The organism is Xanthomonas sp. NCPPB 2632 (assembly GCF_041228075.2).
In the GTDB taxonomy this organism is placed as follows: Bacteria; Pseudomonadota; Gammaproteobacteria; order Xanthomonadales; family Rhodanobacteraceae; genus Luteibacter.
Genome location: NZ_CM192979.1, coordinates 2,765,183 through 2,779,549 on the forward strand (window position 1 = coordinate 2,765,183; position 14,367 = coordinate 2,779,549).

1 protein-coding gene (running past one end of the window) is annotated in these 14,367 nt (G+C 69.2%); it reads right to left on the reverse strand.

Translation table 11 applies throughout. The features are described from left to right. Positions 1-14,363, reverse strand: the beginning of a protein-coding gene (locus AB8808_RS11740; RefSeq protein WP_369929561.1) for a non-ribosomal peptide synthetase. 18,235 nt of this gene lie to the left of the window's left edge; the window shows 14,363 of its 32,598 coding nt (coding positions 1-14,363); it begins with the start codon at positions 14,361-14,363; its stop codon lies off the left edge, out of view. Positions 14,364-14,367 lie beyond the last annotated feature (4 nt).

A 14,367-nucleotide genomic window follows, 5' to 3' on the forward strand; every position in this document is an offset into this window, starting at 1 on the left:
CGCACGATGTCGAAACGGATGGCATCCCCATCGACGGCAAGAACGACGTGCAGGTCGATCGGCTCGTCGGCGACCGTGACGGCGCGCGTCCAGCGCACATCGCGCAGCGACAGGATGCCGGCGGCGTCCAGCGCCTCGGTTACCGCGAGGTAGGCCATTTCCAGTTGCGCGACGCCGGGCAGCACCCGGACGCCGCGGACGACATGCCCGGCGAGGAAGAACTCATCGCCGGTGAAGTGCGACGTGAAGCGCTGCTGCGCGAACGTGGACGTATTGCGATGCACGAGCGGGTGCAGCGGTGCCGTGCCCGCGGGCAGCGTCGCCGGGCCGAGGTCGACCCAGTAGCGCTCGTGCGCGAACGGATAGGTCGGCAGTCCGATGCGATGCGGCCGCGGTGAGCCCTCCGGATACAGCGGAGCCCAATCCACATCCAGGCCGCGCGCCCATAGCCCGACCAGCTTGCCGTACTTGCCCTTGTCGAGCCACGCCCGCACGGTGGCAGCCATGTCGTCATCGTCGTCCAGCTCGGCCAGCGCCTCCTGGTGGCGCCGGGCCTGGCCGCTGTGGAGATCGTCGATGCCGGTCTCGCCGGCCAACCAGGCAGACAACTTCGCGCGCAGCGCGTCCGCCGTGGAAACGATCAGCCCGAGTCGCTCGTCCATCGCCTCACGGCCAACCTGCAAGGTATAGGCGAGGTCGGCCAGGGACACCTCGTTGACATCGAGGTGGTTGAGCAACGCCTGCACGCGTTCGCGCAGGCGATCCTCGTCTCGTGCGGACAACAGGACGATGGCCGGCGGCGCGTTCGCGGACACCGGATCCGGTCGCCCGGGCGCGATGTATTCCTCGATCAGCACGTGGGCGTTCGCCCCACCCGCGCCGAACGACGAGATACCCGCCACGCGCGCAGCCTCGCGGCCGTCGAGGGTCGGTGCCCGCCAGGGGGCGAGCTCCTGCTGCACGACGAAGGGCGTGCGCGCGAAGTCGATATCGGGATTGAGCGTGGACGAATGCAGGCTCGGCGCCAGTTGTCGATGCTTCAACTGCAACAGCACCTTGGTGACGCCCGCGATACCCGCCGCGCTTTCGCAATGGCCGATATTGGATTTGGCCGAGCCGATCGCGCAGAAGCCGGTGTCCGGCGTCCATTCGCGAAACGCCCTGGACAGGCCGGCGATCTCGATGGGATCGCCCAGGCTGGTGCCGGTGCCGTGCGCCTCGATGTAGCTGATCGCGCGGGCATCCACGCCGCCGGCACGCAAGGCGTGCTCGATCACCTCGGCCTGCGCGTTGGGATTGGGCACCGTGTAGCCGTGCGTCCTGCCGCCATGGTTGACTGCGGTGGCGCGGATCACGCCGTGGATGTGGTCGCCGTCGGCGATGGCACGGGACAGCGGCTTCAACAGCACCGCACCCACGCCCTCGCCCGGCACGTAGCCTTCGCCGCCCTCGCCGAAGCTCTCGCAACGGCCCTTGCCCGAGATAAACCGGCCCTGCGCCAGGGTCAGGTACTTGTTCGGATGCACCGAGACATTGACGCCGCCAGCGATGGCCACCGCGCAATCGCCACGCTGGATCGCCTGGCAGGCCAGGTGGATGGCCGTCAGCGACGACGAGCACATGGTGTCCAGCGCCATGCTGGGGCCGTGGAAATCGCAGAAATACGAGACGCGGTTGGCGATGGACGCGGGGTGGCCCGCCACGGCGAGCGGGCGGCCGCGTGCCTGCTCCTGCGCACCGTAGAGCTGGTATTCCTCATACATCACACCGGCGAAGACGCCGACACGGCCGTCTTCCGCCACGTTGTGCCGCGTGTAGCCGGCGTCTTCCAGCGTGGCGTGCACGCACTCCAGGAACAGCCGCTCCTGCGGGTCCATCAGGATCGCTTCGCGCGGAGAGATGTTGAAGAACAGCGGATCGAAACGGTCCACACCGTCGATGAAGCCGCCCCACTTGCCGTAGGTCTTCCCGGCCTTGCCGCGCGTCTCGTCGAAATACAGGCGGTGGTCCCAGCGATCGGCCGGGATCTCGGTGATGCTGTCCCGGCCCTGGCTGAGGTTGGCCCAGAACGCGTCGAGCGTATCGGCCCCGGGGTAGCGGCCGGCCACGCCCACGATGGCGATGTCGCCGACCGTGGGCGCGTTGGTGGTTGGCGGGGTCCTCGCGGCGAACGGCACGGACGCGAGGGTCCGGATGGCACGCGGCACGGCCACGGCCGCATGTGCCACGTGCGCCTCACCGATCAGACCGGCCATGGCGACCGGATGCTGCCGCACGAAATAGTCGCTCAGGGCGGCCAGCGTCTGGTACTCGAAGAACAGGGTTTTCGGCAGCGGCCCGAAGGTGGTTTCCAGGACGCGCGTCAGTTCCAGCACCAGCAACGAATCGATCCCGTAGGTCTCCATCCGTGCCCGGCGATCGATGCGGTGCAGCGGCAGCTTGAGTGCCTTCGACAGGAAACGCTCGAAATAACGCAAGGCGCGCTCCGTCGTGTGGATGCCCGCTTCGCTAGCGGCACCGATTGCGACACCGATCTCGGCACCGACAACGGCATCGAGGGGGACAGCAGCGACGACGTCGACCTCTGCGTCTGCGTCTGCGTCTGCGGCTACGCTACCCACATACGCATGCCCGCGCTTCGACTTCGGCACCACCACGCGGAACACCAGTCCGCGCAGGCGCAGGCACACCAGGCCCTGCGCATCGCACACGTCGATGTCCGCGACGATAGAGGCCTCGTCACTGACGATGCCGTCCGCCGGTCGCACGATCGCCCACAGGCGATCCGGGCACGGACCGAGCACATCCAGCGAGGCCAGCGCCACGGGCAGCATCGCTGGCGGCGTGCCGTCCGTATCGATCACCAGCCCGATCGACGCCTGCAACACGCCGTCGAGCAGGCTGGGATGCAAGCCATACGCCGCCTGTGTGCCCTGTAGCGACGGCGGCAGGTCGATCCGCGCCAGCGCCATGCGCTCGCCGAGCCGGAGTTCCGTCAGGCCGCGGAAGCCGGCACCGTAATCGAGGCCCATCGCCGCGAACACGGCATAGCAGCGCGCGGCGTCCATCGGCTCGCGGTCGCACTGCGCCCGAAGCGCGTCCAGCGAAAGCATGACCGTCGGCGCGGGGCCAGGGACACGGGATACCACGCCATGGCCATAGACGATGCCGTCAGCGGCCAGCGACGAGCGGATCGCGTAGCCGGCATCGTCACCACGACCGGCCTGCAACGCGATGTGCAGCTCCACGCCCTCATCGCCCACGCCGACCGGGCGCGCCCAGACGATGTCGTGCAGGCGCAGCCATCCAGCCGCCGCATCGGCGCGACTCGCCACCGTGGCCGCGAAGCGGGCCATCTCCAGGTGCGCCACGCCGGGCAGCACGCGCCGACCGCGTACCCGATGGTCGTCGAGGAAGAATTCGTGGCCGTCGAAATGGCTGCTGAACGACACGCCATCCAGGGTGGACACGTTGCGCTGGACCAGCGGATGCAGGGGTTTCCCCTCGGATCCGTTCGAACCGCTAGCAGGCACCCAGTAGCGCTCCCGCGCGAACGCGTAGGTGGGGAGGTGCACGCGACCAGGCCTGTCTTCGCCATACAGGGCCGGCCATTCGATGGCATATCCCTTGACCCACAGGGCGAGAAGTCGGTCCAGGCCGGCCCGGTCAATGCCAGGCCGCACCAGCCCGCGCAGTGCCAGATCGGGCACGAAGGCATCCATCGCCTCGCGATGCTCGCCGACGTCCGCGCGATGCATGCCGCCGGCACCATCGTCGAGGTAGCGCGCCAGCTGGTCGCGCACCTCGGCGACCGATCCGGCCACGAAGCCGAGCCGGTGCGCCATGGCCTCACGCCCCACCTGCAACGTATATGCCAGGTCTGCCAGGGCGATGTCGCCCGACAGGCGGGCATCGTCGACGAACGCATGCAGCGCCTGCACCTGCTCGCGCAGGCGCCCGTCGCTGCGCGCGGAAAGCACGACGGCCACCGGCGCGTCGACGACGGGTCGCCGGGCGGGCGCGACGTATTCCTCGAGCACGACATGCGCATTGACGCCGCCAAAGCCGAACGAGCTGACACCCGCGCGGCGCGGCAGCGGACGACCGTCCTCGCCACGCAGGGCAATCCACTCGCGCGCATCGCGCAGCAGGTAGAACGGCGTGCCGGACAGATCGATGTACGGATTGAGGGTATCGCCGTGCAGGCTCTTCACCAGCGTGCGGTGCTTCATCTGCAACAGCACCTTGATGACGCCCGCCACGCCGGCCGCCAGTTCCAGGTGACCGATGTTGGTCTTCACCGAACCCAGCCCGCAATGCGCCGAGGCCACCGTGCCGTCGCCGTTGTCCGCGTAGAGGTTCGCGAAAGCGGCCTTGAGACCGCGGATTTCCACGGGATCGCCCAGGGGCGTGCCCGTGCCGTGTGCCTCGATATAGGTGACGCTGCGCGGATCGATTCCCGTCTGCCGCCAGGCGTCGCGGATCACCGCGGCCTGTGCCGTGGGGTTCGGCGCGGTGAGCGAACTGGCGCGACCACCGTGGTTCTCGGCCGTGCCACGCACCAGCCCATGGATGGCGTCGCCGTCGCGCTCGGCGGCCGAGAGCGATTTCAGCACCAGCATGCCGACACCCTCGCCACGCACGTAACCGTTCGCTTCGGCCGAGAACGTCTTGCAACGGCTGTCCACGCTGAGCATGCCGGCCTTGTCGAAACTGACGTGCAGCGCGGGATCGACCAGGGTGTTCACTCCACCAGCGATCGCGACCGTGCACTCGCCGCGCTCGATCGCCAGCACCGCGCGGCGCAACGCGACCAGCGAGCTGGAACAGGCGGTTTCCACCGGCTCGCTCGCCCCGTGGAAATCCAGGAAGTAGCTCATGCGATTGGGGCCGACCGAGGCGACCGCGCCGGTGGACGAATAGCCTTCCACCGCCATGCCGGCGCGACCGGCCAGCGCGGCGTATCCACTGGGCATCGTGCCGACATAGATCGCCGTGTCGCTGCCGGACAAGGCGCCACCGGCATAGCCGGCGTCTTCCAGTGCCTTCCAGATGTGGATCATCATCAGCCGCTGCTGCGGGTCCATCAGTTCGGCCTCGCGCGGCGAGATACCGAAGAACATCGGATCGAACGCGTCGACCCCGTCGATGAAACCACCCTGCGCACGCGGGCCGCCCGGCCAGTCACGCCCCGCCTGTATCGCGTCGATGCAATCCTTACCGTCGCGCAGGTTGCGCCAGAAGCTGTCCAGGTCCGGCGCGTGCGGGAACTGCCCACTCATGCCGATGATCGCCACCGGCTCGCGGGTGCGTTGCGGCGCGGGGGACTGGGCCGCCGTCGTCGCCGCGAAACCGCGGCGCGCCATGGTCGGCGTGCGTATCGCGTCCGGCGCCGGAAAGGGCGACAGCGGTACGGGCGCGGATACCGTCGCGCTTCCAGCCACTGCCGTGACTGCCGCCACGGCCGGCGATGCCGACCCGGGCGCGAAGACCGGCGCAAGCAAGGCCGCATGCTCGCGAGCCAGATAACCGGCCAGGCCTTCCAGCGTGGGAAACTCGAAGAAGATCGTCGGCGTGAGGTCCAGCCCGTAGCGCTGGTTCAGCACGTTGCCGAACTCGGTGAGCGAGATCGAATCGAAGCCGTATTCGCTCAGCGCGGTGTCGCCGTCCAGGTCACCCGGCCTCACCTTGATAAGCGCCGACACCACCTCCATCAGCGCCCGCTTCACGTCGCGGCGCACGTCGGGCACAGGCAGGCCGGACGCTTCGCCGGATACGACAGCGGAGGTAACGGGCGCCACGTCCATCAGCACGCTGCGCATGCGGCCCAGGTCGCCCTCGATTGCCAGCACCTGGCCCAGCCCGCTCGCCAGCGCATGGCGCAAGGCCCGCACACCGGTGGAACTGGCCATCGGCTGCATGCCCCACTGGCGGGCCAGCATCGCGCGGGTGGCCGCGTCCGCCTGCATGCCGCCTTCGTCCCATAGCGGCCAGTCGATCGACACGGTGTGTCCCCTGCGCTCGCCCCTGGCGACGCGACGGTTGCGCTCGTGGGCGAAGGCATCCATGAAGGCGTTCGCACAGGCGTAGTCGGCCTGCCCCACATTGCCGAGCACACCGGCGATGGACGCGAAGCAGATGAAGCAGTCCAGGTCCATGTCGCGGCTGGCATGGTCGAGGTTCAACGTGCCGTGCAGTTTCGCGGCAAGCACCTCGCGCAGTTGCGCTGGCGTCTTCCTGGCCAGGAAGGCGTCACGCACCACGCCGGCGCTGTGGATGATGCCGTCCAGGCGTTCGAACTCCTCGGGGATGCTGGCCACCAGGTGCGCCACCGCCGCCGCGTCACCGACGTCCACCGCGTGGTAGCGGACCACCGCGCCGAGGGTTTCCAGTTCGCGGACGCATGCGTGGATGCGCTCGTCCGGCGCCGAGCGACCGGTCAGCACCAGCACCGGATTGCGCGCGTGGCTGGCGATCTCGCACGCCACGATCAGGCCCAGGCCACCGGCGCCGCCGGTGATGAGGTAAGCGCCGCGATCCCGCCACGGCACCGTGGCCTCCGCCAAGGGCGTGTACTCCTGCCAGCCCAGCGTTTCACGCATACCGTCGACGTAACGCACGTGCGTCGCGGTGTCGCCGAGGTTCTCCCCGAGCACCCCGACCACGTCCTGCCCGGCCGTTATCTCGATCACCTGGCCCAGCACACGCGGGTTTTCCCGCTGTGCGGTACGCACCATGCCGGCCAGTCCCGCCAGGGTCCGGCCTTCGCCGTCGCCCGGCACCACCAGTTGCAGCCGCTGCATGCCCCCGCGGCCGTTCAACGCCTGCAACTGGTCCAGCAGCAGCGTCGCGGCGGCTTCGTAGCGTTCCGCCAGGTTGCCGGTGTTTTCCACCACCACCAGCGTCGCGTCGGGCCACGCCTGCCGCACGCCATGCGCGTCCACACCGCAAAGCATGACGAGATGACCGTCGAACGCGCGGTCGCCCGCGGTCGCGGCAGCCGCCGTCCACGACGGCTGCAAGAGGAGAAGGCCGGTCTCAGTAGCTTCCGTGGCGTCAGATGCCGTAGCGGCCGTAGTGGATGGATGGGCCCGATGGGCCGCGTGGGCCGTGACCGCCGCATCCGCCGCAACCGCAGCCGGGGCGGACATCGCCCGCAAGCCAAGGCCGGTCAGGCGCACGCAGACCGCGCCATCGGTGTCGCAGAGGTCGATATCCAGCCGCGGCACGGCATCACCCGGCGCACTGCGTTCGCTGTACCGCACCAGCGCCCACATCTCGGGCGTGCACGCACGCAAGCATCGCAGGCCGCCCAGTGCAAACGGAATCATCGGCGTCGTCCCGTCGCCGGCCGACGTGGACGGCAGCGCCAGGGTCGCTTGCAGCGCCGCATCGAGCAGACTCGGCGACAGGCCGTAGCCATCCAGCGTCGCCGATGGCGGCAAGGCTACCCGGGCAAGGACCCGTCCCTCGCCGGCGAACCACTCCCGCACGCCCTGGAACGCCGGCCCGTACTGCAGGCCCATCCGCTCCAGCCGCGCGTAGCAGGCCGCCGCGTCGCCGTGGCCGAGCGTGCATGTCGCGCGCCAGGCGGAAAGATCGTGCGTAACACCCGCATCCGCATCGTCGTGCTCGGCGACCAGCGTGCCCTGGCTATGGACCAAGGCATCACCGTTGTCACCGTCCGCGTAAATGGTGAAGCCGATCGCGGCGTCCGTCTGCGGATGCAGGGCGACGTGCAGCGACACGCCGGCGCCGTCGTCGACGACCGGGCGCAGCCACGCCATGTTGTGCACGGCCCAGGTGCGACCGTCGTCCACCGCCTCGTGGAGCGCGGCACGTGCCATTTCCAGGTGCGCCACGCCGGGGAGCATGCGTGCGCCGCGGATCACGTGATCGGTGAAGAAGGATTCGGTACCGCTGAAGCCGGCGCTGAAGCGCAGGCCACCGATGTCGGAGGTGTTCCGGTGCAGCAGCGGATGCAGCAACGGCGTTTCCACGGCAGCAGCAGCGGGCGCGGCGGTATCGACCGGAATCCAGTAGCGTTCGCCGGCGAAGGGATAGGTCGGCAGGCTGATGCGTCGCGGCGTCCGCTCCGCATACAGGCGTCGCCAGTCGAACGGCACGCCCTTGACCCACAGGTCCAGCAGCTTGCCGAACTTGCCGCGCGCCATCCACGCGTCGGCCAGCGTGGCCATGTCGTCGTCACCGGCCAGTGGGGCCAGCGCCTCCCTGTTCGGCTTGACCTGGCCGCGATACACATCCTCCACCGCCATGTCGCCGGCGGCGCAGGCCACCAGCTTCGCCCGCAGGTCCGCCAGCGAGGTCGCCACGATGCCCAGGCGCTCGTCCATGGCCTCGCGGCCTACCTGCAGCGTGTAGGCCAGCTCGTGCAGGCGCATGTCCGGCTGGTCGTCGATGGCCGCCAGCAGGTGCCGCACCTGGTCGGCCAGCCGGTCTTCCTGCCGCGCGGACAGCAGCACCAGCGCCGGACCGGTCGGTTCCGCGGTCACCGGTGATGGTGATGCCACGTATTCCTCGATCACCACGTGCGCGTTGGCGCCGCCGGCACCGAACGACGAGACGCCGGCCAGCCGCGGACGCTCGCGTCCGTCCAGCACGGGACGCGACCAGGCGGCGAGTTCCTGCTGCACGACGAAGGGCGTGCGCGCAAAGTCGATGTTCGGATTCAGCACGGCCGAATGCAGGCTCGGCGCCAGCTGCCGGTGCTTCAGCTGCAGCAGTACCTTGGTGACGCCGGCGATACCCGCGGCGCTTTCGCAATGGCCGATGTTGGATTTGGCCGAACCGATCGCGCAGAAGCCGGTATCCGGCGTCCACTCGCGGAACGCCCTGGACAGGCCGGCGATCTCGATGGGATCGCCCAGGCTGGTGCCGGTGCCGTGCGCCTCGATGTAGCTGATCGCGCGGGCATCCACGCCGCCGGCGCGCAACGCGCGCTCGATCACCTTCGCCTGGGCGTTGGGATTGGGCACGGTGTAGCCGTTGTTCTTGCCGCCGTGGTTGACCGCCGTGGCACGGATAACGCCGTGGATATGGTCACCGTCGGCGATGGCGCGATCCAGGGGTTTCAGCAGCACCGCACCGACGCCCTCGCCCGGTACGTAGCCTTCGCCGCCCTCGCCGAAGCTCTCGCAGCGGCCCTTGCCCGAGATGAACCGGCCCTGGGCCAGCATGAGGTACTTGTTGGGATGCACGGAGACGTTGACGCCGCCGGCGATGGCCACCGCGCAGTCGCCGCGCTGGATCGCCTGGCAGGCCAGATGGATGGCCGTCAGCGACGACGAGCACATCGTGTCCAGCGCCATGCTGGGCCCGTGGAAATCGCAGAAATAGGAGATCCGGTTGGCGATCGACGCCGGACTGTTGAACACGGCGAGGTTGTGGCCGCGCGCTTGCGCCTGCGCGCCGTAGAGCTGGTATTCCTCGTACATCACACCGGCGAAGACGCCGACGTTGCCGTCGCTGGACACGCTCTCGCGCGTATAGCCGGCGTCTTCCAGCGTGGCATGCACGCATTCCAGGAACAGCCGTTCCTGAGGGTCCATCATCTCCGCCTCGCGCGGGGCGATGTTGAAAAACAGCGGGTCGAAGCGGTCGATGCCGTCGATGAAGCCGCCCCACTTGCCGTAGGTCTTGCCGACCGCGTTGCGGTCCGGATCGTAGTAGAGGCGATAGTCCCAACGCTCGGCCGGAATCTCGGTGATGCTGTCCCTGCCCTGGCTGAGGTTGGCCCAGAAAGCGGCCAGGTCGGCGGCCTGCGGATAACGCCCGGCGACGCCAATGATGGCGATCTCCGTCGTCGCCTGGGTGTTCACCGTGGGCAGCGTGCGCGGCGGCTCGCTGCCGAAGCGGGGCCGGCGGGGCATCGGCGGCGCGAACGACTCGTCGTGCGCCGCGCTCTGCGCCGGACCGTTCGGCGCCCCGAACGTCGGCTCTGCAACCGAGGTCCTCGTTACGGCTGGCGCTGACGCCGAAGCAGCAACAGTGGCAGCGGCCGTCACGTTGCCCGACGCACTCAGCGCCTCGACCAGCACGGCGCGGTGCTCGCCCAGGAAATAGCCGGCCAGGTCCGCCAGGGTCTGGTACTCGAACAACAGCGTCTTCGACAACGGCCCGAACACCGGCTCCAGCGCGCGAGTCAGTTCCATCACGAGGATGGAATCGATGCCGTACGCCTCCATGCGCACCCGTGGATCGATGCTCTGGGCGGGACGCTTCAGCGTGCTCGACAGCAGGCGGACCAGGTAACGCTCGGCCTTGTCGCGCAGGGCGTCCGTGGCCTCACCGGTATCGGCGACCGCGCTGCCGGCAGGCGACGACGACGCGACCGGCGACGACATTGATGCGACCGCCGGTGCCGGCGCGGCCGACCAGCTCGCCACGAAGCGATCGATCGCGCCTTCGGCCACCACCACCTGCGGCAGCGCCGTCGCCATCGCCTGCCGGAGCGCGGCGAGGCCGCTGGCGGTGACCAACGGCACCAGTCCCGTCTGCGCGGTCATCGCCTCGCGCGTGGCGTCATCCACGCGCATGCCACCTTCCTCCCACAGCGGCCAGTCCACCGACAGCGTGCGACCGTAGCGATGTCCCTCCACCACCTGCGTGGCGCGCTGGATCGCGAAGGCGTCCATGAAGGCGTTCGCGGCGGCGTAATCGGCCTGGCCCACGTTGCCGAAGGCACCCGAGGTGGAGGCGAAGCAGATGAAGCAGTCCAGCGGAAGGTCGCGGCTGGCCTCGTCCAGATGCAGCGTGCCGGCCACCTTCGCCCTCAGCACGTCGTGCAGTTCGTCGCGCGTCTTGCGCGGCAGAAGGCCGTCGCGCAAGACGCCGGCGGCGTGCACGATGCCGTGCAGGCCATGCGTCGCAGCCACCTCGCGCACGAGGTGCGACACGGCGTCCGCATCGGCCACATCGAGCGGGCGGTACAGGGCCTTCGCGCCCAGTGACTCGAGTTCCGCGAGCAACGCCTGCACCGTCGCGCCGACAGGCGAGCGTCCGGTAAGTACCAGCGTGGCTCCGCTGGCGTCACGGGCGATATCACGCGCCAGGATCGCGCCCAGGCCGCCGGCGCCACCGGTGACGAGATACACGCCACCCGCCTTCCACGGCGAGGCGACGTCAGGCTGCGTCGCCACCTCGGACCACCCGGCCACCTGCCGGATGCCACCGCGGTAGCGACTGTCACCGGCCGGCGCGTCGCGATGTTCGACGATCGCCTGGACGATGTCCGCCGCCGAGCCGAGCCGGATCACCTGGCCGACGATCCGCGGGTTTTCCCGCATCGCCGTGCGCAGCATGCCGCCCAGGCCGGCCATGAGCTGCCCGGCGCCGTGGTCGGCGACGACCAGCTGGACCAGGTGCCGTCCCGGCCGCGTGACGGCGCCCTGGAGCTGTTCCAGCAACACCATCGCCATGCTTTCGTAGCGTGACGCGAGCGCTGCGTCGTCGTCGATCGCAACGATCCGCGCCTCAGGCAGGCGTGCCTGCAGGTTGGTCGAAACCTGTTCCGGCAACGCCACATCCGCGCACACCAGGACGGTGTGATGTGCGTAGGTGGCCGGCTCGGGGGACACCGAGGACGGCTCCGTCCACATCGGCATGAACAGTGCCGTGCGCGTCGAAGCGGACGCCACCGGGGCAGTACGCGTGGAGAAGCCATCCAGCCGCGCCAGCACCGTGCCCTGCGCGTCGCACAGGTCCACGTCGAACGCCTGCACCGCGGAGGCAGCCGAACCACGACCGGCGCGGTGGCGAATCACCGCCCAGCCGTCGCCGTTGCACGTGCCGCGCACGTCGAGCGAGGCCAGCGCGAACGGCAGCGACAGCGCCCCGCCGTCCCATGTGTCCGCATCATTCGCCTGCACCGCGATGACGGCCTGCAAGGCCGCGTCGAGCACGGCCGGGTGCAGGAGATAGGCCTCGCGTCCCGGCGTCCCCGTCGCCGGCAGGACGATCCGTGCCAGTGCCACGCCGTCGCCGATGAACAGTTCCTCCAGGCTGCGGTGAGCCGGCCCGTACTGCAATCCCACCCGGTCGAACAGCGCGTGGCACGCCGCGGCCGATCGCTGCGAGCGCGTGCACGCCTGGCGAATCGCTTCGATGTCGTGGCTAACGCTGCCGTCCGCAGCGTCGGCTTCGGCGACGGCGAGCAGGCCCTGCGTGTAGACGGTACCGTCGCCGGTGGCGCCGTCGTCGTAAATCTCGAAGCTGAAACCGCCGCTGTCTTCGGGAAACAGCGCGACATGCAGCTCCTTCGGCGTATCGCCGACGGTGAAGGGGCGAAGCCACACCACGTCCTCGATGCGATAGCGGACGGATGACGCACTGGCGAGGTCGGCGGCGCAGCGCAGCATCTCCAGCTGGGCCGCCGCGGGCAACGTCCGCTCGCCGCGTACACGGTGATCGTCGAGGAAGAACTCCCGACCGGTGAACCGGCTGGAGTAACGCAAGCCCGATGCATTGGAGGTGTTGCGCTGGACCAGTGGATGGATCGCCACCTGCATCGACTGCGTGGCGGTGGGCTTCGCATCCACCCAATGCCGCTCCCGGGCGAAGGGATACGTGGGCAAGGCCAGGCGGCGCCGCGAACCCGAGGCGTACAACGGCATCCAGTCGACCGTGGCGCCGTTCACCCAGGCCGACGCCACCGCCGCCAGGTCGCCCCCGGCGAGGTACCCGGCCAGGGTTTCGCTGCCGGACGTTTCGTCGCCCGTGGTCGCGACATCCACCGGCACCTCGCCCGTCATCACATCGTCGCGCTCCGCGGACGAAGCCAGCCATGCTTCCAGTCGCGAGGTCAGCAGCGCTAACGAATCGACCACCGTCGCCAGGCGCGTCGCCATGGCGTGCCGGCCAAGTTGCAGCGTGTAGGCCAGGTCGTGCAGGTCGGCGTCGCGCGCTTCGGTCGTGGTCAGCACATCGACCAGTTGCCGGACGCGCTCGCGCAGCGCGGGTGCCGTGCGCGCCGACAGCACGATCAGTGCCGGACGGGTGTCGGTCACCGGCGCGGGTGCCGTGTCCACATGTTCCTCGACGATGACGTGCGCGTTGACGCCGCCGAAACCGAACGAACTGATGCCAGCGCGACGTGGTATCGCCTGTCCGTCGGCATCGGTCGGCACGGCCCATGGCCGCGCCTGGTCGACGATGAAGAACGGGCTGCCGGACAGGTCGATGCGCGGGTTGAGCCGCTGGTAATGCACCAGCGGCGGGAACGCCTGGTGCTTCATGCACAGCAGGGTCTTGATGAGCCCCGCCAGTCCCGCCACCGATTCCAGGTGGCCGATGTTGGTCTTGACGCTGCCGATCCCGCAGGTGCCCTCGCCCGGCGCTTCACCGCGATCCGCGGCCACGCGCGCGAAGGCCAGCTTCAGCCCTTCGATCTCGATCGGATCGCCCTTGGGCGTGCCGGTGCCGTGGGCCTCGACATAGCCGACGCTGGCCACGTCGATATCCGCCTCACGCAGGGCGTCGCCGATCACGTGCGACTGGGCCAGCGAGCCGGGATAGGTCACCGTGCGTGCGTGGCCGCCATGGTTCATCGCCGTGCCGCGCAGCACGCCCACGATGCGATCGTTGTCGCGCAGGGCACGGTCAAGCGGCTTGAGCAGCACCATGGCCGCGCCCTCGCCACGCACGTAGCCGTTGGCCCGCTCGTCGAAACTCTTGCAGCTGCCGTCCGGCGAGAGCATGCCCGTCTTGGAAAACGAGATGAAATGCGTGGGGCTGCACAGCACGCTGACGCCGCCGACCAGCGCCTGCTCGCACTCGCCCCGGCGGATCGCGTGCGCGGCCTTGTGCAGGGCCACCAGGGAACTGGAACAGGCCGTGTCGATGGGCAGGCTGGGGCCGTGCAGGTTGAGGAAATACGAGATGCGATTGGGGATCAGCGCGGTGTGCGTGCCCGTGGCGAGATGGCCCTCGATCGTCTCCAGCGCGCGGCTCAGGTGATCGCGGTAGTCGAAGGTGAAGACGCCGACGTAGACGCCGGTATGCGTGCCGCTGAACACGGCGGGATCGTAGCCGGCGTCTTCCAGGCAGTTCCACGCCTGCTCCAGCATCACGCGCTGCTGGGGGTCCATGACCGCCGCCTCGCGCGCGGAGATGCCGAAGAAGTCGGCGTCGAAATACTCCACGCCATCGATGAAACCGCCCCACTTGCTGACCGACCGGTTCGGTTCGCGCCCGTCGGCGGCGTAGAAAGCCTCGCGATCCCAGCGTCCCGCGGGCACCTCGCCGACGCTGGACACGCCCTGGCGCAGGTTGTCCCAGAAAGCCGCGTAATCGGCGGCGCCGGGAAAGCGGCAGGCCATGCCGATGATGGCGATATCGACGTTCATGAAA